The sequence below is a fragment of the Rubinisphaera margarita genome, from assembly GCF_022267515.1.
Taxonomy (GTDB): Bacteria; Planctomycetota; Planctomycetia; order Planctomycetales; family Planctomycetaceae; genus Rubinisphaera; species Rubinisphaera margarita.
This window is the reverse complement of the sequence record NZ_JAKFGB010000005.1, coordinates 245781-269198: the sequence shown is the minus strand read 5'-3', so window position 1 is coordinate 269198 and position 23418 is coordinate 245781. Positions and strand designations below refer to the sequence as shown.

General features: G+C 57.9%; 20 protein-coding genes and 1 tRNA gene. 10 read left to right on the top strand and 11 right to left on the bottom strand.

Features of this window, described 5'->3' with window-relative positions; translation table 11 throughout:
• Positions 1-8: 8 nt before the first annotated feature.
• Positions 9-815, bottom strand: coding sequence for a hypothetical protein (locus L1A08_RS02060; protein ID WP_238753638.1), 807 nt, complete (start codon positions 813-815; stop codon positions 9-11).
• A gap of 467 nt (positions 816-1282) precedes the next feature.
• Between L1A08_RS02060 and L1A08_RS02055 the strand changes: the two genes are divergently transcribed.
• The 4 genes from L1A08_RS02055 to L1A08_RS02040 all read left to right on the top strand — a co-directional run bounded on the left by L1A08_RS02055 (position 1283) and on the right by L1A08_RS02040 (position 5604).
• Positions 1283-1356 (top strand) — tRNA-Cys (locus L1A08_RS02055).
• 501 nt (positions 1357-1857) lie between these two features.
• Positions 1858-2856, top strand: coding sequence for a DUF1559 domain-containing protein (locus tag L1A08_RS02050; RefSeq protein WP_238753637.1), 999 nt, complete (start codon positions 1858-1860; stop codon positions 2854-2856).
• Between the two features lie 289 nt (positions 2857-3145).
• Positions 3146-4189: a DUF1559 domain-containing protein gene (locus tag L1A08_RS02045; RefSeq protein WP_238753636.1), complete on the top strand. Its 1044-nt coding sequence runs from the start codon at positions 3146-3148 to the stop codon at positions 4187-4189.
• A gap of 383 nt (positions 4190-4572) precedes the next feature.
• Positions 4573-5604: a DUF1559 domain-containing protein gene (locus L1A08_RS02040; protein WP_238753635.1), complete on the top strand. Its 1032-nt coding sequence runs from the start codon at positions 4573-4575 to the stop codon at positions 5602-5604.
• A gap of 76 nt (positions 5605-5680) precedes the next feature.
• On the opposite strand, the gene gyrA is transcribed toward L1A08_RS02040, so the two are convergent.
• Entirely contained in the window at positions 5681-8524 is a 2844-nt protein-coding gene (gene gyrA / locus L1A08_RS02035) for a DNA gyrase subunit A (RefSeq protein WP_238753634.1), read from the bottom strand.
• A gap of 840 nt (positions 8525-9364) precedes the next feature.
• Between gyrA and L1A08_RS02030 the strand changes: the two genes are divergently transcribed.
• Positions 9365-9928: a response regulator gene (locus tag L1A08_RS02030; protein WP_238753633.1), complete on the top strand. Its 564-nt coding sequence runs from the start codon at positions 9365-9367 to the stop codon at positions 9926-9928.
• A gap of 60 nt (positions 9929-9988) precedes the next feature.
• Here the strand turns inward: L1A08_RS02030 and L1A08_RS02025 are convergent, their stop codons facing one another.
• Entirely contained in the window at positions 9989-11518 is a 1530-nt protein-coding gene (locus L1A08_RS02025; protein WP_238753632.1) for a PP2C family protein-serine/threonine phosphatase, read from the bottom strand.
• A gap of 332 nt (positions 11519-11850) precedes the next feature.
• Between L1A08_RS02025 and pdxA the strand changes: the two genes are divergently transcribed.
• Positions 11851-12912, top strand: a complete 1062-nt coding sequence (pdxA, locus tag L1A08_RS02020) for a 4-hydroxythreonine-4-phosphate dehydrogenase PdxA (RefSeq protein WP_238753631.1) — start codon at positions 11851-11853, stop codon at positions 12910-12912.
• 1 nt (position 12913) lies between these two features.
• Here the strand turns inward: pdxA and hemP are convergent, their stop codons facing one another.
• On the bottom strand, positions 12914-13090 hold the full coding sequence (gene hemP / locus L1A08_RS02015) for a hemin uptake protein HemP (protein ID WP_238753630.1): 177 nt from the start codon (positions 13088-13090) through the stop codon (positions 12914-12916).
• Between the two features lie 283 nt (positions 13091-13373).
• Between hemP and L1A08_RS02010 the strand changes: the two genes are divergently transcribed.
• From L1A08_RS02010 to L1A08_RS01995, 4 genes are all read left to right on the top strand, one after another.
• Positions 13374-14240 (top strand): DUF1559 domain-containing protein, encoded by an 867-nt coding sequence (locus L1A08_RS02010; protein ID WP_238753629.1) that lies wholly within the window; start codon positions 13374-13376, stop codon positions 14238-14240.
• Between the two features lie 127 nt (positions 14241-14367).
• Positions 14368-14829, top strand: coding sequence for a hypothetical protein (locus tag L1A08_RS02005; RefSeq protein WP_238753628.1), 462 nt, complete (start codon positions 14368-14370; stop codon positions 14827-14829).
• 53 nt (positions 14830-14882) lie between these two features.
• The gene (locus tag L1A08_RS02000; protein ID WP_238753627.1) at positions 14883-16526 is read left to right on the top strand and encodes a Kelch repeat-containing protein; all 1644 of its coding nucleotides are present in this window, start codon (positions 14883-14885) and stop codon (positions 16524-16526) included.
• Positions 16527-16637: 111 nt separating this feature from the next.
• On the top strand, positions 16638-17948 hold the full coding sequence (locus tag L1A08_RS01995; protein ID WP_238753626.1) for a PQQ-binding-like beta-propeller repeat protein: 1311 nt from the start codon (positions 16638-16640) through the stop codon (positions 17946-17948).
• Between the two features lie 13 nt (positions 17949-17961).
• Here the strand turns inward: L1A08_RS01995 and L1A08_RS01990 are convergent, their stop codons facing one another.
• From L1A08_RS01990 to rpmF, 7 genes are all read right to left on the bottom strand, one after another.
• On the bottom strand, positions 17962-18441 hold the full coding sequence (locus L1A08_RS01990) for a hypothetical protein (RefSeq protein WP_238753625.1): 480 nt from the start codon (positions 18439-18441) through the stop codon (positions 17962-17964).
• A 182-nt stretch (positions 18442-18623) separates the two neighbouring features.
• On the bottom strand, positions 18624-19133 hold the full coding sequence (locus L1A08_RS01985) for a hypothetical protein (RefSeq protein ID WP_238753624.1): 510 nt from the start codon (positions 19131-19133) through the stop codon (positions 18624-18626).
• A gap of 128 nt (positions 19134-19261) precedes the next feature.
• On the bottom strand, positions 19262-20509 hold the full coding sequence (gene fabF, locus L1A08_RS01980) for a beta-ketoacyl-ACP synthase II (RefSeq protein WP_238753621.1): 1248 nt from the start codon (positions 20507-20509) through the stop codon (positions 19262-19264).
• A gap of 3 nt (positions 20510-20512) precedes the next feature.
• Positions 20513-20743 carry an acyl carrier protein gene (acpP, locus tag L1A08_RS01975; RefSeq protein ID WP_238753619.1) on the bottom strand — a complete coding sequence of 77 codons (231 nt, stop codon included), beginning with the start codon at positions 20741-20743 and terminating at the stop codon, positions 20513-20515.
• Between the two features lie 278 nt (positions 20744-21021).
• Positions 21022-21939, bottom strand: coding sequence for an ACP S-malonyltransferase (gene fabD, locus L1A08_RS01970; RefSeq protein WP_238753617.1), 918 nt, complete (start codon positions 21937-21939; stop codon positions 21022-21024).
• A 70-nt stretch (positions 21940-22009) separates the two neighbouring features.
• Positions 22010-23020 carry a phosphate acyltransferase PlsX gene (plsX, locus tag L1A08_RS01965; RefSeq protein WP_238753615.1) on the bottom strand — a complete coding sequence of 337 codons (1011 nt, stop codon included), beginning with the start codon at positions 23018-23020 and terminating at the stop codon, positions 22010-22012.
• A 204-nt stretch (positions 23021-23224) separates the two neighbouring features.
• Positions 23225-23404: a 50S ribosomal protein L32 gene (gene rpmF, locus L1A08_RS01960; RefSeq protein WP_238753613.1), complete on the bottom strand. Its 180-nt coding sequence runs from the start codon at positions 23402-23404 to the stop codon at positions 23225-23227.
• Positions 23405-23418 lie beyond the last annotated feature (14 nt).

The following is a 23418-nucleotide window of genomic DNA, read 5'->3' as shown; positions in this document are numbered from 1 at the left end:
CGTGCTACTTAGTCCCGTCGCTTGATCGCGCGACCGAGATCATCGTAGAGATCCCAAAGTTGATTGATCGTTTCCGGAGAGAGCTCCTGGTAATCCTCTTCGGTCAGCTCTGAAAGCTGCTGCTCAGCCCGTCGCAGTGAACTCAGGGCCCGCTTCACGGTTCTCAAGGGAGAATCCTGCTCCGCCGGAGCGGCTGGACGTGCTGCTGTCGCATGCTCTTCCCCTTCGGCTCCCTGAAAATCTCCCCGGGCGTCCTTGCGATACGGCGAATAAGGCGTCTGCTCACGCTCGCCGGAATAAGAACCAGTCGCTTCGAACGGTGCATCCGACTCGCCGCCGCCGGCGACACCGGCAAACTCGGAAGGGTGCCGGACATCCGTCGGATTGTAGTCGAGCAACTGCAGCGAATTGGGATCGGGTTCGGCGGTCAGATCTTCGCCATGCACAGAACGTCGCCAGGCCCGCATCTCCGCCACGGTGGCTTCATTCTCTTGCGCCCAGGACAGACACTCCGGGGCGTCATCCCAGTTCAGTGCGACATAAAAGTGGGACCATTTCAGAGCGGGATATTCAGCCTGGACGTCGTGAAACGTTTCCCAGACCCGACGCCGCTGATAGACCTGGTCCGCAGACAGCCCGATCAGATTTCCGAAGTCGGCATCGGTCCGACCACGCGCATATTTCTCCGTCCACTGCCCCGCGCATTCCCCGACGACCCAGTTGCAGTTCGACAGAGCTCCGCGAGCACGGTCGACCAGAGTTTGTTCGTTGTCAGCAGCATCCAGAGCAGGGTTTGTGGAATCGACATCGATCATGAAATAAGTTGTCCTGATACTGTAAGAGAGGCAGCCCTGACCGCCAGTTCGATGACGGGGTCAGGCTGATGAAGGCGATTTTCAGGCTCCACGGTGAGCAGAAAGCGGGATCGACCGGCTGCTCGTGTCCATCGATGCCGGGATCCAATGTCTGATGGTACCCGCGTCCGACAAGATTTTCCATGGCCGCTGACCGAGGCATTCTGCCGCTCTCATCTGACTGTTCAAATGACGGAATAGTTTGCTTGCCTTGACCAACTTCTCTGTGCTATAAAACGCGTGCCGGTCAGTTACGGCGTCCCTCCTTGAAAGCCGCCTCCGCTCCCAGAGAAGCGAGTCGACTTTTTTGAGAGAACCAGACGAAATCGCTGGTGTCGGAAGGGAAGATCTCCGATAACTATATTGTCCCGCTAACAACGGTGACTGACTCCAGAAACCCAGAGGGACGACGGAGTTAAGAAGAAAACGGTGCGGTAGCCAAGTGGCCTAAGGCGATGGATTGCAAATCCATTATTCGCGGGTTCGAATCCCGCTCGCACCTCTGCATCTTAAGACCTCAGGATTTTTCCTGGGGTCTTTTTTTGTTGGTAGATGCCCATTCTCCGCTTCGCCAGCGACCTGCTTTCCATTGGTCCACACTGCTTCGGTGAGACCACCTTCGCTCTCGGCAAAATTCTCTCTGCCTTTGGAGCCCGCCCAGATTCCGTTTGGAGCATTTTCATGCGTCTCCTGCAGTCGCATCGGCGCCAGTCTCTTGCCATGCTGCGTTTGCTCCTGCAAACGCCTGCGGTCGAATTTTGAATTTACTCAAGAGCTGACCGATTTCCCATACGCGACGAATTTCATGAAAATTTGCACCCAGCGTACAGATTTCCAGACACAACCAAAACAGCGGTCGTTAAATTACTGGAAATCGACCGCTCGTCCGAGTATTGACTCTCTTCCTGCAATCGCAACTTTCATCGGCGGCGTGTCTCCCGGCGTGATTCCGCGCCGGGGCCTGGTGATCTCCATTCTTTCACATTCTGCAAAGGACACCACGATGATTCTCAAGACAAGGCGAGGGTTCACGCTGATTGAACTTCTTGTCGTGATCGCAATTATTGCGATCCTAGTTGCCCTGCTCCTCCCAGCGGTCCAGCAGGCTCGGGAAGCCGCCAGAAGGAGCTCCTGCAAGAACAATCTGAAGCAGATCGGCCTGGCTCTGCACAACTATCACGAGACCTATCGTGTCTTCCCGCCGGGGTACATCCACCGGGTTGGAGCAGTGGGGCAGGAGAACAAATGGGGCTGGGCAACACACCTGCTTCCCTTCGTTGAACAGGGCACGTTGTATGACGCCATGGAGGTTTCCAACGGCAATAACGACCTCGATGACTTCGACGGCCCCTCCGGGCTGGCCGGGACCAGCATTATCAGCACGTATCGGTGCCCTTCAGATCCCGCTCCCGATATGAACAACCGCCGGGGCAACCGTTCCACGTCCAACTATGTCGCCAACTACATGGCTGACAATGGAGACGTCAACACGGCACTCACGCCGACACAGCCTGATTCGCCAACCTCTCACACCGACCGCGACGGCATGTTCGCCGCCAACACAAAAACGAAAATGCGCGACATCACCGATGGCACCTCGAATACCATCGGGATTGGCGAGCGGGCCTGGGAACTGAACATCAACAACGGCAAGGCCCGTTGTGATGCCGGCGTCTGGGCCGGAGTGAATGCCGGCAACGCCAACGGCAACCACAACTTCAATTCGACTTCGAACCGCGCCAAGGGATCCGCCGTCATGGCCGTGACCGCAACCGGGATCAACAAGGTGGATACCTTCGGTGCCACTCAGACCACGGAAAACGTCTGCGCCATCGGCTACAACAGCATGCATTCAGGGGGAGCTCAATTCCTTCTGATGGACGGCTCCGTTCGTTTCCTTTCGGAGAACCTGGACCACAAACCAGACGCCAGCAACACCATCGACAGCACCTTCGAGCGGCTGGCTCATCGGTCGGATGGACAGGTCGTCGGGGAGTTCTGAAGCGGATCGTTCTCCGATCTCTCGGCGTGGAAGCGCATGTTCGTCTGAATAACGTGAGAACGCATCGGTCACCGGCCGGTGCGTTTTTTTTCTTGCTTACCGCTGTTCCGGATGTTCTCATGTCGAGTAAAGAGCCGCCACGACGCTCGGTTTGCGTCGCAGGCCGCGCTCCACAATCGTCTTGAACCAGATTTCGAGATGAACTAAGGTCGACGAGCCTCCGAGCCCGGCCGAGAATCCGTACACTCGCCATCCCTCTCAGCGACGGCTGAAATCAGCCTCCAAAACCATGAGACTATCCAAGCGGCCCCGCGGGCACCGCCCTGCGTTCACCCTGATTGAACTGCTGGTCGTCATTGCGATCATCGCAGTCCTGGTCGCGCTGCTGCTCCCTGCGGTTCAGCAGGCGCGCGAGGCGGCTCGGCGGAGTTCGTGCAAGAACAACCTCAAGCAGATCGGCCTGGCGCTTCACAACTATCACGACACGCACGGCGTCTTTCCTCCTGGTTACGTTCTGGGGCGTGGTCCCGGCACTCCGCCGGCGAATGCGCCGCTCGTCGATCAGGGGAAGTGGGCCTGGGGAGCTCATATTCTGCCCTTCGTCGAGAAGGGCTCGCTGTACGACGCTCTCGAAATTGCGGACGCACGGACTGACGTCGATGATTTCGCTGGCGCCAATCAGTTACTCAGAACGTCTTCTGTCGAGACGTACCGCTGCCCGTCGGATACGGCTCCGGACCTGAATACATCACGGGCCAGCCGTACGCTTTCTAATTACGTCGGTATGTATGGTCCGGACGATGGCGATATCGGTCCGACGGGAACGATGGTGACGCCCCGAGCGCCGGATGCATTCAGTGACCGGGGTGGCATCTTTCGCGCCAACAGCAGAACACAGATGCGGGATGTGACGGATGGGACCTCCAACACCATCGCGATCGGCGAGCGGGCCTGGGAATTGCATAATCCAGAGTTCGGGAACAAAGCTCGTTGTCGCGCAGCGATCTGGGCGGCTTCGAACGGGAACAGGATGAACGTCGATCAGAACGACGCCGAGGCGGCTGCGGTTCTGGGAACAACTGGCGGCGGAATCAACGTTGTCGATGTTTTCGGCGACGGAGCGAACACCGCGATTCAGTCACAGGACCAGAATCAGTGTGCCATCGCTTTCAGCAGTCGGCATTCCGGCGGAGCCCAGTTCCTGTTCCTCGATGGCTCGGTTCACTTCCTGAGCGAGAACATTCACAACCTGCCCGACACCACGAACACCGTCGACAGTACCTTCGAACGTCTGTCCCATCGGTCGGATGGTCAGGTTGTCGGAGACTTCTAGAGCGTTTTCGTGCTTCTCTCCTGCAGTCTCGCGGGCTGCAATCACTGCCGCTAAGAGTTTGCTCCTGCAAGCGCCAGCTGTCGGATTTTGAATTTGCTCCAGATCGCTTCCGGTCGAAAGACGTTTGTACGCTGGCCTCGGAGAATGATCCGCTCCACATCAGGGAGCCGACGTTCTGTTTGCCTCTCGAGACCTCGATTGAGAGTCCTTGTCAGGCAACTGCGAATCGTTCTCCATTCGAATAAGCGATCTTGAATCCTGCATCCAGATGTACTAAGGTCGAGCGACACCCCCCCGTCGCGACCGCATTCGTTTGTGCCTTGGTCACCCTTTATTGCCCCGAATGCGCGACCTTCATTGCTCCGACGTCGAAAGGAATTCCCATGGCTCATCCCAGGCAGCGTTACGCCTTCACCCTCATCGAACTCCTGGTGGTCATCGCGATCATCGCCATTCTGGTTGCCTTGCTGCTTCCAGCCGTGCAGCAGGCTCGCGAAGCCGCCCGCCGCAGCTCCTGCAAGAACAACCTCAAGCAGATCGGCCTGGCGCTTCATAACTATCACGACACCCACCGTGTCTTCCCGCCGGGTTACGTTCTGGGACAAGGTCCAGGAACACCCCCAGCCAACACGCTTTCCGGTAATCAGGTGAAGTGGGCCTGGGGAGCTTACATCCTTCCCTTCATCGAACAGGGCTCACTCTACGACGCTCTCGAAATCTCCGATGGCAGTACGGATGCGGACGACTTCGCCGGGGCTAACCAGCTGTTGAGAACATCAATGATCGACACCTATCGCTGTCCTTCCGATGCGGCTCCGGACCTCAACAACCGCCGCGGAAATCGAACGATCTCAAACTACGTCGGCATGCTCGGCCCGGATGACGCCGACATCGGCACGTCGGGTGCAAAGACGACCCCTCGGTCTCCGGATGCCAATGCCGACCGGAGCGGGCTGTTCCGCCGCAACAGCAAAGTTCGTATGCGGGATGTGACCGACGGAACGTCGAACACGATTGCCATTGGTGAGCGGGCATGGGAACTCAACAACCCGCAGTTCGGTAACAAGGCCCGCTGTCGTGCGGCCATCTGGGCCGCTTCGAACGGAAACCGGATGAACGTCGATCAGAACGATGCTCAGGCGGTGGCCGTGCTCGGTGTGACCGGGGGTGGCATCAACTTCGTCGATGTGTTTGGCGACGGCTCAAACACCGCGGCGATGGCACAGAATCAGAACCAGTGCGCGATCACGTTCAGCAGTCTCCACAGCGGCGGAGCTCAGTTTCTGCTGCTCGATGGTTCGGTTCGCTTCCTGAGCGAGAACATCGACAACGAAGCCGATAACACGAACACAGTCGACAGTACTTACGAGCGACTGGCCGACCGGAAAGATGGTCAGGTCGTCGGCGAGTTCTGATCACGCACCGTGCGAAAGACAGAAACCCCGGAGATCACTCTCCGGGGTTTTTCTTTTAGCGATTTAAAGATGAATCTTATTCCTGTTCATCGGATGTCGGCTCGGTATCGCCTTCAGCGGTCGCTTCGGTCGCCGGGGCTTCGCCACCCGCTTCTTCTGATGGAGCGGCGGACTCAGCAACACCTGCTGCTGCTGCGGCGGCGGCGGCCTCTTCTTCTGCTTCCTCGGCGGCGATACTGGCGGCGATTACAGCGGGAATCCGGGCCAGAGCAGCCAGCTGATCGCCTTCAGACAATCGCATGATGCGGACGCCCTGCGTGTTGCGGCCGACCAGGCTGATATCGGCGGCTCGAATCCGCTGAATCTTGCCTCCGGTGCTGATGATCAGAACGTCGTCATCGTCGTCGACAGCCAGAATCCCGATGGCTTCTCCATTCCGCTCGGTGGTGCGGATGTCCCGCAACCCCTTACCGCCGCGGCGCTGTCGGCGATAACGCATGTTGCCACGCAATTCCGGCTTGGAGGCTTCATCGCCCTCTTCGACCACCACGACATCGGCGCTTTCATCGACTTCGTCCACCTCTTCAGCTTCCGCCACCTCGGCCGGCCCGAACAGCGTCCGTTTTCCGTAGCCATTCTCGCAGGCCGTGAGCAGAGCCTGCGATTCGTCGGCGACAACCATGCCGATCACGTGATCGCCTTTGCCAAGATTGATCCCCTTCACGCCGCGAGTATTGCGGCCCATGGCCCGGGCATCCTGGTGATGAAAACGAATCGACATGCCCTGAGCGGTGGAGAGAATGATGTCGTCGTCCGGCGAAACTTTGACGACTTCGATCAGTCGATCGTCTTCGTCGAGCTTGATAGCGATCAGACCACCACGCAGCGGACGGGAATAAGCGGAGAGGGCAGTCTTCTTCACAATCCCTTTTCGCGTTGCCATGAGCAGGAACCGCTCGTCGTCGAACTCGCGGACGTCGACGCAGTTCGCCACATATTCTCCCTCGGCCAGCGAAAGCAGATTCACCAGCGCCCGCCCCTTCGCGGTGCGGTTCTGAAGCGGAAGATCGTACACCTTCTGCCAGTACACTTTCCCTAGATTCGTGAAGAACAGGAGATAGGAGTGCGTGCTGGCCACGAAGACGTGCTGGATTGGATCTTCGTCGTCCTGCTTTGCTCCGGTGATTCCCTTCCCTCCACGATGCTGAGCCCGATATGCGGAGAGCTCCGTCCGTTTGATGTACCCGCGTCGGGACAGCGTGACGACCATCGGAGCTTCCGCGATGAGGTTGTCACGATCGACGTCCGTCAGCTCTTCATCGCTGATCTCAGTCCGTCGCTTGCTGGGATACTTCTTCTGCAGCTCTTCCATCTCTTCCCGCACCGCGGCACGGATATGGGCTTCATCGGAAAGCAAATGCAGGCACTCGGTGATTTCATCGAGAAGAGTGTTGTGCTCCTCACTGAGTTTCTCCCGCTCAAGATTCGCCAGCGAACCCAGCTGCATCGAAACGATGGCTTCGGTCTGATTGAGCGAGAGCGAATAATCGGTCTGCTCGCCATGCTCGCGGACGAAGTCCTGGAAGCCACGATCTCCCAGAGCCCTGGCAATCATCTCACCCGGAACCTTGATCTCACGCAGTCTGTTCTTCGCTTCGGCTCGAGACGGCGACTGGCGAATCGTGTTGATCACCTGATCGATATCGAGCTGAGCGATCAGCAGACCTTCCACGGTGTGCTTCCGCTTCCGAGCCTCCGCCAGGAGGAATTCGGTACGACGGCGAATGACAACCACGCGGTGCCGAATGAATTCCAGCAGCATGTCTTTGATCGACAGCATTTGCGGCCGATTTCCCGCCAGAGCCAGCAGAATCACGCTGATCGTCGACTGCAGCGGCGAGTACTTGAAGAGTTGGGCGAGCACGACTTCCTTATCAGCTTCCCGCTTCAACACGATGTGCAGCCGAACCTGCCAGCTGGGCACTTTACGGTCGGTCAGGTCGACAACACGGGAGATCCCCTTCACCCGTTCGTCTTTCACCAGCGCTTCGAGTTTCTCTCGAATGCGGTCGCGTGTTTCCATGTAGGGAATCTCGGTGACGACGATCACATCGGACTGCTTTTCGGTCTCGAAGTGCGTGCGGGCACGGAGTGTGATGGTCGAGCGACCGGTGAGATACCCCTGACGAATCCCATAGCGGCCGCAGATCACACCGCCGGTCGGAAAGTCCGGACCAGGCAGAATCTGAATGATCTCGTCGACGGTGCAATCCGGTTCGTCGATGATCAGCTTGACGGCTTCTGAGACTTCCCGGAGGTTGTGAGGCGGAATGCTGGTCGCCATCCCCACGGCAATTCCGCTGGATCCGTTGACCAGCAGGTTCGGAAATCGGGAAGGAAGAACGGTCGGTTCGACGCGAACCTGATCGTAAGTCGGCACATAGTCGACGGTTTCGCGATTGATATCGGCCAGCATGTCGGCGGCGACGTTCGACAGCCGAGCTTCCGTGTATCGGTGAGCAGCAGGGGGAAGTCCGGCCAGTGAGCCGAAGTTCCCCTGTTTATCCACCAGCGTCTCCCGCATCACCCAGTCCTGGGCCAAGCGAACGAGCGTCGGATAAATCGCCTGGTCACCGTGGGGATGGTAGTTACCCATCGTTTCCCCAGTGATCTTTGAGCACTTTGTTCGACTGCTCGCAGGCCCCAGATTCAGGTCATTCATGGCGACCAGGATTCGACGCTGAGACGGCTTCAACCCATCGCGAACATCCGGCAGTGCCCGACTGATGATGACGCTCATCGCGTACGTCAGGTAGCTGTTCCGCATTTCGTCCTGAATGTCGAGCTGGCGGATCCGATCGTCCCCCGGAACTGCAGGTCGCGAAGGGAGGTCGTTGCCGTCGTCAATTCCGTTAGCCAAAGGAAAACTCCTGAAGGTACTATTCGCCTGATCACAAAACTCGCCGATCGGAGCCCGGTTGGAAGAGAGCGGAGACCACGGTTCCCAGCGCCCTCGGCGGTTGATCCCGATCGTCTTGAAAGTTTAACGAATTCGAGCCAGTTCAGCAAACGAAGGAGCCCGGCAGACGCGACTCCATCTTCTTTTCCTGCAACAAGTTACGGAGCGAAGCAAAACCGGCTCGCGCGACTCCGGACTCCGGATGGATTCCTCGCCGAACAGGCCGCCGATCTTGAGCCTCCCCGGGACCCTTATCCGGAAAAAATGCAGAGGGGCCGGTTGTGCCAATTCTGCTGACTTGGGCCGCTGAAAGGGGAGAAAGTGTCGGTGAATCGCCGCAGAACGCCGCACCCGATGCCGTCGCAAACTACTCTCTACAAGAGACAAAAACGAATGGTGCATAGTTAGCGGGAACTCTAATGACGGCGATCAATTCAGAACGACCTCAACTTTCCGAGGAACACTTGGACATCCTGCGTGATCTGAACAGGATTGTTGCAAAGGCCTGCAGTGGATCTGGTTACGTGATTGAGGAACCAGGTGATTCCCGGAGGAGCGGGCAATTTGTTCGTCGTAAAACACGGTCGCGTCAGGCGAAACCCTTACAACGTGCCCCCCCAGGGTTAAAAACTCGGAAAATCGTTCAATACGCTCGTACTTTGGTGGTACTGCTGCCTGAAGCCTTGCCGATACTATCCTGAGTCTGTCCGGTTTCCCCAGGGACCGGAACGACCTGTTACGGCCGCAAATGCGGTCTTCGCTCATACTGAAATTGTCGCTGAATTCGGCGGAGAAGACACCATGCAAGGACGGTCACGGATACTCGTCATCGAAGACGACCCGATGTTTCGCAGCCTTGTCGTCTCGCTGCTGAGAAAAGACTACCTGATTGCTGTTGCCAGCAACGGGAAGAGCGGGCTTGAGAAAGCGATCGGGCATCGGCCGGATCTGGTCATTCTCGATCATCAAATGCCCGGCTGGGATGGTGTGACGACGCTGAAAGAGTTCCGCAAAAATCCGGTCTTCCACGGCACAAAGTTCGTGATGCTGACCGGCGACGCCACAAAAGAGACGGTTCTGGCCGCGATCCAGGCAGGCACCGACGACTATGTCATTAAGTCTTCGTTCTCGAAGGACATGTTCATCGGCAAGATCAATCGCCTGCTCGCCCCAACGCTCGTGAAGGCCATCGTCCCCACAGCTCGGAAGGTCGGCTACGCTCCGGCGGAATCAGTCGCGGCTTCAGCCAACGGCTCAGATTCCTCATCGACAGCGACCGCGTCAGAGACGCTCGACGAACCGTTCTCGGATGAAGAGTCCGAGAGTGATGTCGAAGTCGAATACATGATGGACGAGTGGGAATAAGCTGCAAAGCGAACGGACCTCGCGATCGCCCGGGCTTTAAGGAAGTCCCTCACCCGGCGATTACAGTTTGATGACCAGGGTCGTCGCATCATCGCTGCTGTGATCGCGATCGAGATGAGTGTGCATCCCGGACCAGATTGCCTCGAAGATTCCCCGCGCCGACTGAGACTCTGAAGACAGAGCCGCTTCCGCAATTCCGTCCTGCCGAAAGAGCCGGTTCGATTCGTTCAGAGCTTCGCTGACTCCATCGGAATAGATGACGAGCACGTCGTCGGAATTCAACGTCACTTGATTCTGCGAGTAGATCACGTCTCCATCGATGCCCATCAGGAGCCCACTCGAGTGGAGATACTCCAGACGTCCCTCACTCAGATGGATCGGCTGTGGATGGCCGGCGTTGCAGTAGGTGAATGTCCGCTGACCGGGATCGATGATTCCGCAGATGAAACTCATGAACTGGTTGGCTTCGGTCAGGCGGGCGAGCATTCCATTGAGTTCCCCAACAAATTGAGCCGGTGCGAACTCGACCTCTGGCTGAGACTGGAATCGCTGAAGCAGCGCGTACAGCGCCCCGCGGACGGCTGTCATGACCATGGCAGCCGGGAGGCTGTTTCCCGAAGCATCCCCCACGGCTACAAAAAGCCGGTCGCCCGGGAGAGGACAGATCTCACACAGATCACCACCGAGTTCGTATCGACTCAGACAGCAGCCGTAGGCTTCGAGGCCGACGTCGGGATTCGCGTAATGAAGGTGACCGGTTGGTTGTGTCGACGCCGCGAGACGCAACTCTGCTTTGAGCCGACGATGAGTCGACGACTGAATTTGCAGCAGTTGTTCTTCCAGCGATTTGCCGAGCTGCGAAACCAGAGACTGAATCAGATGATAATCCCGATCGTGAAGACCACGGCGGCGTCTGTCGTAAACCCAGACCGTCCCCACAGCTCCGGTGCGAACTTTCAACGGCAGACAGAGCCCCGTATCCACATTGGCGGGCAGCCATTCCCGGGCCACAGGGTCGTCGCGGCGACAGGGCGTGGTTCCGGTGCTGAAAGCCTGAAGATCAAAGGGAGATTCTTCAAGCAGTCGCTCGGCACGTAGGATCGGCTCGAGTGATTGATGCCGATAGGACTTCAGACTCAACTGCCGCCCGCTGCCGTCAAGCAGGAAGCACGCGGCTCCTCGATACCCGCTCATTTCCACGATCGAGGAGAGCGTCCGGTCGATGAGTTCCTGTCCCGGCTGTTCCGCAGCTCTCGAATTGCCGTGCTCAGCGTCGAGCCGCATCAACTCGACCGGATGTCGTTCGGACTGCTCCTCGGCAACATGAGCGAGATGTTCGCCAAAATGACAGAGCGTTAGAAAGCTCTCCTGGAGAGCAACCGAATGATCGACTCGAATTCGCAAAGCCCCCTGACGGGCAGCTCCCAGCCGGAACTCCCGCTGCCAGGCGACTTCTCCGGTCAAACGCGGCTGACTCTTTGCCGCGTCCGTTTCAGCGACGTCCGCAACGAACTCCAGCTGGACGCCGGGCTCAACCAGTTGCCGGCAGGCACTGCGTAGCCAGTTCTCGAGATAATGAGGTTGTTTCATGGCCCGTCTGGATGCGTTAAGTCTGCAATGGAACGAGCATCGCCTTTGCGCTCCCGCAAAGGGGCCATTCCATTCGCGGTCTCCCTTTCGTGAGCCAACGTCCCTGGCACCATCTCAGCAGATACTGAGAGAATTCGATTCGAGCAGAATTCTGTCGTCTTCCTGTGCCGACATAATGAGGAATCGGCCAGTCGTTCATCGCTGGCACAACCGGTGACCCGGTCCCGCCGAGAAATCGGGAAAAGCCTGAACCAGCATCTCCGGGAACTGCGCGACCGTTATAATGAGCACCAACACGAAATCCCGCACAACTCGCTCGACTGGCCCGTTGAATGCCTCCTTCTGATCAGAACATCGACGTCAAACCTGTTCCACGCCTGGCGATCACGATGGGAGATCCAGCGGGGATTGGTCCGGAGCTCTGTTTGCAACTGCTGAATCGTGAAGATGTTGCTCTCCGCTGCCAGCCTCTGATGTTCGGAGATCCCGCTCTGCTGAGACGTGTCAGTGATCGGTTAACACGGGAGCGCGGGCCACAGTTTCAACTGAGTGCCCCGATTCTCAGCTGGGCAGAATTGCAGAACGGGGAGCAGCTTGATTCCGGCCCTGCGGTAATTGATCTGACGCTTCCCGAGACTGCGGAGATTCCTCCGGGAGAAGTTTCAGCGGCGGCTGGTCGGGCCGCTTTCCATTATCTGGATCGGGCGATCGATGCCTGTCTGCAAGGCTTCACGTCTGCAGTTGTTACGGGGCCACTGCACAAGGAGGCTCTGCACGCGGCGGGATACCATTACCCCGGCCATACCGAAATCCTCGCCGAGAAAACGCAGGCCGAGCCGATCGTGATGATGCTCACCAGTCCGGAAATCACCTGCAGTCTGGTGACGACGCACATCGGCTATCGCGATGTCATCGAGGAACTCACAACGGAACGGATTTGCGAAACGATTCAACTGACTCACGATGCGATGCAGCGGATGCGAGGCCGGGCACCACGACTAACCGTTTGCGGTCTCAATCCGCACGCCGGCGAACATGGCCTGTTCGGGCAGCAGGAAGAAGAACGGATCATTCAACCTGCGATCGACTGGGCTCGCGAACGCAGGTTCGAGATCACCGGACCACTCCCGCCCGATACCGCGTTCGTTCCACGAAAACGCGAACAGACCGACGCCTACATCTGCATGTATCACGACCAGGGGCTGATTCCCTTGAAAGCCCTTTCGTTCGACGACGCTGTGAATGTCACCCTCGGACTCCCGATCGTCCGGACGTCCGTCGATCACGGGACCGCATTCGACATCGCCTGGCAGGGCATTGCCGAGGTGAACAGCCTGGTACAGGCCGTCGATCTGGCCATTCTTCTGCAGAGTAATCCGGCTTCCGGATCCTGAACTACTTGTTGAGGATCAGCTTTCCATTGCGGGTCAGCCGCAACCGATACACCTGTCCTTCATGCTCAATGATCACTTCTCGAGATCCCTGCGAGAGCTGCGCGAAGGGAATCACAATCGAGGTGGGAGGAGCAGACGAAGCCGTCTGCGTCTTCGGAGGTGGGGTCTGGTCTTCCATAGATTTTTTGCCAGTGACATAGGGGTCGGGGGAGAGAATTACTCACAACGACTGGCTGGCGGAAAATTGCTGCCGTGACGCTTGCTAGGCCGTTTGACGGCCGCTACTATATTGAGACTGAGTCTCAATTTCAACACAACTGCCGCACGGAATTGACTCAATCAGCCAGCCACTTGAGAAAGCAGCCAGCTCAAATTCGGCTTCTTCCCTGGAAGAGCCCGGGGCCTGACTCGATGTCGAGTCGCCTCGCCGTTTTTGAACGCCACTTTTTCAAGGACACGCTATGAGACTTTCGTCTCCCTCCCTGCGTCGCGCTTTCACTTTGATTGAGCTGCTGGTGGTGATCGCCATCATTGCGATTCTGGTCGCCCTTCTGCTCCCCGCCGTCCAGCAGGCCCGCGAAGCCGCCCGTCGATCGAGCTGCAAGAACAACCTGAAGCAGATCGGCCTGGCGATGCACAACTACCACGACGTCTACAGCTGTTTTCCGATGGGGATGAACCCTCAGTTCTACGGCCCGTTCGTCGCCATCCTCCCGAACATCGAGCAGGCCGGCCTGCAGGACCTGTACAACTTCGACGAGTATTACACCGATCCGTCGAATCTGGATGCGATCAATCATCAGATCGCCATCTATCTCTGCCCGACCATGACCCTGCCACGTGCTGTTCCAGATCTGAGCTGCAACGAACCGGGTGCTCCCGGCAGTTACGGCGGATCTCTCGGAACGACCAGTTCCGCCGAAGATGGAATGTTCTCAGGCTACACCGGCTACGCGGCACCGAAGTGCCGCCGGTTCCGCGATGTGACCGACGGAACCTCGAACAGCATTATGATCGGCGAGTTCAACTATCAGTTGAAGGATTACCTCTGGAGTGCCTTCAGCTGTCCGGCTCGCGCGGGGGAAATTCGCCACGGAGCCCATCGCTGGGCTCCGGGTTATCCGGGTGTCGGACTCGGTGACACCGGCGGAGACTTCAACGTCCACACCTATGCCAACGGAGCCGGAACCTGGCGAAGCGATCACGACGGCGGAGCTCAGTTCACTCTGGCCGACGGCTCGGTTCGGTTCATCGGCGACAGCATCAGCGCCGAAACGCTCGACAATCTCGCCGCGATCGCCGATGGCGAAGTGATCGGCGAATTCTAATCGCGACCATTCTCGGAACGCACCTTCCGGACGGGCCCGGCTTTGCATCCCCCTGCTCAGTCTGGCCCGTCCGGACTCCCACAGTTCCCGGATCTGTTTTTGATCACCTTCAAAGAAAGGACGAATCATGCAGACGATCGCGTTACGCCGGAGGCTTTCCCGCCTCACGCTGATCGGACTCCTCACGCTCTTCCCGGGCTGCGGAATCGAGTCGACGACAGCAGAACGCGGCGCGGTTTCAGGATACATCTCGATTGACGGCAGCCCGGTCGAATCGGCTCATATCATTTTCATGAGTGAAGACCGGGAGCCCGTCGTGAAAGCCCGCGGTTTCATCTCTCGCGGCACCTTCAGTATTGGTGCAGAGAACGGCCCGGCTGTCGGCAGAAACCGGATCGCGATTGTTCCGGCCGCGATGGAACTCGAAGCTTTTGAAGCCGAACGCAAAGGAAAGCGAACCGCGGCGTATTCTCCAATTCTCGTGGAGATCCCGAAGGTCTATCAGGATCCCGAAAGCTCGGATCTGGAGGCGGACGTGACGCCTTCAGAAACAGATAACTACTATGAATTCAAGCTCGCTCCTCAATAATACACATTGAGGCGACTCCGTTTTTCCCTCCTTCACTGAGAAAGTTCTCCCTAATGAAGAAGACTCTCACTCGCACGGTGATCGCGGCTCTGCTCGCCGCCGCATGGCCGGCTGCCGCCATGGCTCACTTTCCCTGGCTGGATGTCACCGGACGCCAGTCCGACAAACCGGTCGTTCAATGCTACTTCGCAGAAGCCCCGACCGACGACGATCCCGCCCTCCTGAAGTACGTCGCCGATGCCAGCGTCTATCGCCTGGCCGGGAAAGACGATCCGGTTCAACTCGAGAAGACCGACGCCGAAAACCAGCTCGCCTATCAGATCGAAGCCGATCAGGCCGAGTCGATCTTCGCGCTCAATCACGAACTCGGCGTCATGGACCGAGGCGACACGAGCTTTCTGATCCACTACTACAGTGTCACAGGGCCTTCATTGAAGTCCTGGGCCTGGAATCGTGCAAAAGGCCTGAATGACATCGTCGCCCTGACCGTCGTTCCGAGTGTTGAAGAAGCCGAACTGACGGTCGAAGTCAGCTACGAGGGCAAGCCGGTGGAAGGAGCCGAGGTTTACTTCGTCCACGATCTGGCCGAGATGGATCCGCAGAAGACCGATGAAAACGGGAAAGCTCGGGTCGACATCAGCGAGCAAACCGTTCACGCTGTTCGTGTGAAGTATGTGCAGCCGGGAGCCGGTGAGCACGATGGCAAGAAATACGACGAAGCTCGGCACTACACCACAGTGACCTTCCCCGAAATCGGATATCAGAAGCTTCCTGTCAACACGCCCTACGCCAGCATTCCGGAAACGGTGACCAGTTTCGGAGCGGCGGCGAGTGATGGCGTGCTCTACGTCTATGGCGGCCACATGGGCGGCGCTCACAGTTACTCGACCGACGGACAGGCCAATACGCTCTGGGCGTTGAACCTGGATGGCCGCTCGGAATGGAAATCGCTGGCAAAAGGCCCGCACCTGCAGGGACTGGCCATGGTCGCCCACGATGGCAAACTCTATCGCATCGGCGGGTTCACCGCGAAGAACAAAGAAGGCGAAGATCACGACCTGTGGTCGCAGGATTCGTTTGCCAGTTTTGATCCCGCCACGGGCAAGTGGACCGATCTGCCCGCACTGCCGGAACCACGCTCTTCGTTTGATGCCGCCGTCCTCGATGGCAAAATCTACGTCATCGGCGGCTGGTCCCTTGAAGGCGAAGGCGAGAACGAATGGCACAAAACCGCCTGGACGTTCGACCTGAACGACAAAAACGCCGAATGGAAGCAGCTGCCGTCACCGCCGTTCGAAAAACGGGCTCTCTCGGTCGCCGTCTACAACGGCAAGGTTTACGCCATTGGCGGAATGCAGTCGAGCGGAAAGCCAACCACCTCGGTTTCGATTTACGATCCGAAATCCCAGACCTGGACGGAAGGGCCGCACCTGGTCGGCCACTCGATGACCGGCTTCGGAACCTCTGCATTTGCAGCCGAAGGTCGCCTGTATGTCTCGACCTACGATGGCAATCTGCAGGTTCTTTCCGAAGATGGCAAGTCGTTCGATGTCGTCGGCAACTTCGAGAACGCCCGCTTCTTCCACCGGATGGTTCCGGTCGACAGTAAGCTGATTCTTCTCGGCGGCGCCAACATGTCGGTCGGCAAGTTCGACCAGATCGACGAGTTCGACCTGAACGCCCTCTCGAAGAACTAACCTGCAGGGCACTCTGCGATCACCATCCGTTGATGCCAGCTCGATCCGGATCCCAGTTTCCGGGTCGAGTTTTTTCTGTCCACAACTTTCTGACTGATGGATCTTCCCGTGATGAAAACTCCGCGAATTGCCGTCTCTCTACTCGGCCTGCTCTGTGTCGCCACTTCTCTTACCGCCGCTGACAACTGGACCGCATTTCAGAATCGTCAGCAGGTTCAAATCGACGCAAGCTGGAACTGGTCAACCGCACCGAAGACCACCTGGACGATCGAACTGACAGGCTACGGCCAGTCGAGTCCAGTCGTCTGGAACGATCGTGTCTTTGTCACGACTGTCGATGGTCCGAACAAAGAGAACTGCCTGACCACCGCCTATGCCCTGAAAGACGGTCAACAGCTGTGGCAGCAGTCGCTGGCCAATCCGACGCCGGCAGAATCGACCTTCTACATCAGCAAGGCCGCCCCGACTCCCGTTGTCGATGACAACCAAGTCGTTGTCTTCTTCGAAGGCGGACTCGTCGCCAGTTATTCGCACGAGGGAAACCTGCAGTGGCAGAAGGACCTTGTTGCCGAATACGGTGCCATCGATGCCCGTCACGGACTCAGTTCCTCGCTCGAACAGAACGCCGAGAACGTTTTCATCTGGGTGGAGGGACAGACCGAGCCCTACATTCTGGCACTCAACAAGAGTTCCGGGGATGTGGCCTGGAAATCGGCTGGCCTCGGCGTGACCAGCTGGGCGAGTCCACGACTGATGAAGGTTGCCGGCGAAGATCAACTGCTGCTGAGCGGAATCGGAAAGATCGCCGGCTACGATCCGGCGACCGGAAAACAACTGTGGGAGTTAACCGGCATTTCCGGCAACTCAACGCCGACGCCCTTCCCGTTGAAGGACGGCCGCTTCCTTATCGGAGCAACGACCGGACAGGGAGACGGCGATGAAGGCCGTGCGGCGGACTCGAACGGCGTCATCGCCATCACGAAGCAGGACGACGGCAGCTGGGCTGCGGATTTCGTCTGGCGGGCGAAGAAAGCGACCAGCTCTTTCGGCACCCCGGTCGCCAATGAGTCGACGACCTTCTTCGTGAACAAGACCGGCATTCTCTTCGGTCTCGATGTCAACTCGGGTGAACAGCAGATTGCCGAGCGAACCGCCGGCAGCGTCTGGGCAACGCCGCTGCTGACAGAGAATCATCTGCTGCTCTTCGGCAAGTCGGGCACGCTGGAAGTCTTCAAGCTGGGCGAGAAGCCGGAACTCGTGCAGACGGTCGAGCTGATCAGCAAACCGGAAGCCGAGCCAGCAGCCGAAGGCGAAGCCCCGAACCGCTTCGCCGGCCCCACGCTCTACGCCGCGATCGCCGTCGATGACAAAATTCTCGTCCGCACCGGCAACAAACTGACCTGCCTCGAATCGGCCAAGTAATCCACCCGGGGTGCTAGCGATGTAGTATTACACTAACGGGAAAGGCTTTCTTTCCAACAAACTCTTCGACGACATGTTGTTCAACTTCTCCCCGCAACAGGAAGTTCAACAGAGATTGAGGTTCGAGGCAGATCGGCCACAACTCAGCAAAACCATCTTCGGGACAAAAATTCCAAGCCACCCCATCCGCAGCTACGACGATGACTGATTCATTTGCCCACGTACAAAGTCCGATTGGAGCAAACTCTGCCATCAGAATCGCATTCACATTGGTTAACTCTGGAAAGTAATCCCTACAAGCACCAGGGGCCATTTCAACACGCCACCACCCCTTGTTGACCTTGAATCCCCCGTAAGCCCGGAGATAAGTCCTTGCTGGTAAGTGGTAAGAAAAGTCCGATGGGAGTGCGAGGCCGGCGATACCGATTTTCCAGGGATTAACGCCTTGGCTTATCATCACCGCCAAGCGTTTTAGAGCGAAGCACATATTCATTGAGACTTCCCCTTCGGGTACTTACCCCAAGACAACCGCTCCACGTGAAGGTTCAAACAGGATAACTCCCTGAAACGATGACCGCATCCAACAGGTGAAGAACGGAAATTATACTCTATTGTCGCGTCAGCATGCCCACGCAAGCGTGGGCATGGCACCCGATGTGATTCGCCGGGGCTTGGTTATAGGCTGAGTTCAAACGCGACGAGAATCTCTTCGTCGGTGCTTTCGTTTGCCCGCAACGACTCCAGGAGGCGGAGGTCATCACTCACGGCTCGATCGAGATTGCTGTCGCCAATTTTGGCGGTGGATCGAATGACCATCATTGCACTCGACAGGGCGGACTGGGCATCGTGGTCGAGGTCGGCTATGCAGTCGACGGCGGAATGAAAGGCGGCCGCCGCGTAGGTGACTGCGTGGAGATCCGGGGATTTGACAGCGCGATACTTCGCGGCTCTGCCGCTCGCCATCAGGTAGAGCGTTTCGGACAACTCGTCCAGATTTGGCCCGGAAGCCGGGTCATTCAATCGGCCGCAACACTCCCTGATCCCCATGTCGATCGAGACTGCGACCGACGCATCACTTTCTTCGATGAGTGAACGTACGCGGATAGCTGCTCTGAGGACGACTGCCCCGAGTCCACGAATCGGCAGTGATTCCAAGTGTGAGACCGGTATCGATCGAAGATCCATACGAAGTTTCTTTCGTTAGCCCCGTAACTCATGCCTACGCGAGCGTGGGCATGGCACCCCGTTTCGATTCAGCGCAATAAAAAACGGGCCTCGTGGGGCCCGTTCCTGTATTCGATCGCTGGTCTGCCTTACTCGTCGTACTTCTTGAGGACGAGGCAGGCGTTGTGACCGCCGAAGCCGAAGCTGTTGGTCAGAATGTAGTCCATCTTCATCGACCGGGCTTCGTTCGGAATGTAATCGAGATCGCAGGCCGGGTCCGGATTCTCCAGGTTGATCGTCGGAGGAGCAATCTGTTCCTGCATGGCCAGCGAGCAGATCACGAACTCAACACCGCCGGACGCTCCCAGCAGATGGCCCAGTTGACTCTTCGTGCTCGACACGGCGAGTTTGTAGGCGTGATCACCGAAGATCGTTTTGATGGCCGTCGTTTCGGCCTTATCGCCGAGCGGCGTACTGGTGCCGTGGGCGTTGATGTAGTCGATCTTGTCCGGAGACAGATCGGCATCCATCAGAGCTTTCTTCATGGCGTAACCAGCTCCTCGTCCTTCCGGATCAGGAGCAGTCATGTGGGAACCGTCGGCCGACATGCCGTAACCAACGAGCTCGGCATAGATCTTGGCGCCACGGGCTTTCGCATGCTCGAGTTCTTCGAGAATAACGACCCCGGCTCCTTCGGCGAGGACGAAGCCATCGCGATCGGTATCAAACGGGCGGCTGGCCCGTTCCGGATCGTCGTTCCGCTTGGAGAGAGCGTTCATGCGGGCGAAGCCGGACAACCCCATGGGAGTCATGGCGGCTTCGCTGCCGCCGGTGACCATCACATCGGCTTCGCCGTACTGAATCAGTCGGTACGCATCGCCGATGGCGTTGGTGGCTGAGGCACAGGCGGTGGCCACAGCCGAGTTCGGGCCCTTCAGCTTCCAGTTCACCGACACGTTCCCGCTGGCGGCGTTGACCATCAGCTTGGGAATCATAAACGGCGAAACGCGGGAAGGCCCTTTGTTATACAGCGTGTCGTGCTGGTCTTCGATCTCGTTCAGGCCACCGATCCCGCTCCCGATGAGAACACCGTGGCGGTACGGATCGCCCTGCTCGAAATCCATGCCGGATGCCGTGATCGCCTTATGCGACGCCACGAGTCCGAACAGGACGAATCGATCCATTCGTCGCTGCTCTTTGGAATCGAGCGGCATATGCTCTTCAGGCTTGAAGTGGCGGACTTCCCCACCGAAGGTGACTTTGTACTCAGAGCAGTCGAACCGTTCAATCGGTCCGATGCCGCTCTTTCCAGCACAAATCTTGTCCCAGAACTCGGCGACTTCACAGCCGAGTGAGGACACCACTCCACATCCAGTTACGACAACGCGACGACGCATTTCTCAGGACTTCTCCTGGATATATTTCACGGCGTCTCCGACGGTGCGGATCTTCTCGTAGTCGTCATCGGGAATGGTGATATCGAATTCTTCCTCGAATTCCATCACCAGTTCGACCAGATCGAGCGAGTCGGCCTTCAGGTCTTCCTGGAACGAACTTTCCAGAGTGATCTCTTCCTTGGGGAAGTTGAGCTGCTCACTCACGATGTTGATGACTTTTTCCTCGATGTCCACTCGAACCCTCTCCTCGTATCGGGTTGTTATTTCCTGGCAAGCCAGTCCGTGAATTCCTTGCCAAATATCGCGATTCTCAGCTCGTCTGACAAGCCCTACGGACGGTGATCTTCGGCATCGCAAGGGATACCGCGATCGTTGTATATCGCTTTTCAAATAGTGTGTAAACTCTAATCCCGACCTGAATTCCCCGATTTTCCTTCGATCTGCAATTCTACGCAGACACGGCCGTTTTAATGTCGAAAACTTTGCCGGAAGGATTGTCCAGCCCGAAAAGTTCAAGCGACCGATTCGTCGTTGTAGTTGTCCATCGAGGCTTTGCGGTCGATCCGTTTCATCAGCCCTTTCAGCACCCGGCCCGGACCCACTTCCACGAAATGCACCACGCCCAGCTCCATCAGACGGCGAACTGACTTCTCCCACAGAACCGGATGCACGACCTGACGGACGAGAATTTCCCGGATCTCCGCGGGATCGGAGTGGGACTCCGCATCGACATTCGAAATCACCGGAATCCGCGGCGACTTAATATCGACTGAATTGAGAATGTCGGCCAGTTTTTCGGTGGCAGACTGCATGATTGGTGTGTGGAACGCACCGGCGACTTTCAGCGGAACCGGACGTCCGCCGGCCGCTTCGGCGATTCCGACAACAGCTTCACAGGCCGCTTTATCCCCCGAGACAACGAGGTTGCCCGGACAGAGATAGTTCGCAATCTGAATCAGGCCGTGCTCACTCGCCTGCTGACAGACTTCTTCAACCTTATCGACATCGAGCAGCAGCAGACTGACCATGCCGGACGGAGTCGCATCCGCAGCCGCCTGCATGGCTTCGCCCCGAACTTTGACGACTCGCAGGCCATCTTCGAACGAAAGAGCCTCGGCAAAGGCCAGCGCGGTGTATTCGCCCAGGCTCAGCCCGGCGGCGTGGGTGGCTTCGTCGAGAACAGCCGGGGCCTGATCTTTGACGATCTCCAGCGAAGCCAGGCTCGAAACATACAGAGCCGGCTGACTCACTGCAGTGGAGTTGATGCGGTCTTCCGGGCCATTTGCACAGACATCGAGGAGATCGAACCCCAGAATCTCGGAGGCCTGATCGAAGAGCTGTTTCGCCGCAGGATACTTTTCCGCGACCTTGACTCCCATTCCGACATGCTGAGCTCCCTGGCCGGGAAAAAGTAGAGCGGTCTTGGGCATGACTGGATCTTTCCGAATAGGATTTGACAACGAAACGGCGGCTGGACCGGGATTCGACTCCAGAAGTCGATCAGTTCGCGGCAGCGGCAGCGTCTTCAGCCAGACGGTCGATGATCGTGCGATTGATCTGGCGTTCGCTCATTTTGATACAGGTTCCCAAAGCGTTGCACATGGCGCGGCCATCGCTGGAGCCATGGCTGATCATGCACAGGCCATCGACGCCGAGCAGCGGAGCTCCGCCGGTTTCGCGGTATTCGTACCGCTGGGCGGCTGCGTGAAAGGCCTGCTTCGCTTTATCCTGCTCGACATCGAGAGCACCGACGATCTCGCGGGACAGGATCTTGAACATCATGTCGGCCATGCCTTCGCTCACTTTGAGCACGACATTCCCGACGAAGCCTTCACAGACGACGACATCCGCGTCGCCCTGATAAATGCCCCGCCCTTCGATGTTCCCGATGAAGTTCGGCTTCAGATGCGAACCGATCACCATGTTGCGGGCATCGCGGACCAATTCGGTCCCCTTGCCGTCTTCGCTGCCAATGTTCAGCAGGCCGACGCGAGGTGATTCGATGCCCAGCATTTCCCGAGCGTAGACACTGCCCATCACGGCGTATTGATAGAGATGATCAGCACGGGCAGCGGGATTGGCTCCCACGTCCATCAGCACGCAGGCGCCTTTGAGCGTCGGCAGTACGACGGCGATTCCGGGACGCTTCACCTGCTTGAGAAACAGACGAGTCCGCAGGCCAGCTGCGACAACCGCTCCGGTATTGCCGGCGCTGACAACCGCTCCGACCTTCTTCTCAGCCATGAGCCGCCAGCAGACCGAAATCGAAGCGCCGGGCTTCTTGCGGAGTGCTTCGGTCGGCTTCTCGTGCATTTCGACGTATTCGTCGGCATGCACGACGTTGAGCCGATCCGGCTTTCCGCCCCGCTGCTGCAGGTGGTCATTCAGCATGCCAGAGGGGCCAACCAGATCGATCTCCAGTTGCTCCCACCGCTCCAGAGCCGTGATCGCACCATCGATATTGATTCCGGGCGCATCATCACCGCCCATGGCATCGAGGGCAATCCGCATTGTTACTTCATCTTTCCGCAAACCGCAGGGGGAGGAACGCCTTGGACCACTGAATGCCTGAGAATTCACCACATGCCGTGGAGCGGCGGTCAGCAGACCCTCATTTCAGCATTTGTCCCTGCAGGCAGTGAAACCACCTGCAGTCGGACATTCGACCAGTCGGAAAAACTGATCGGGGAAGCCAGCCGAAGCTCTCGCGACGGACTAGTCTTCGATTTCGACGACCGTTCGGCCCATGTAATGGCCACAGGTCGGACAGGCGACGTGACTTTTGGTCGGCTGGCCGCACTGAGCACAGTACTGCAGCTTCAGCGGCTTGATGGCGTCGTGACTACGACGCTTGCGGGAACGGGATTTCGACTGTCTTCTCTTGGGAATTGCCATGATAGTCCTCTTGC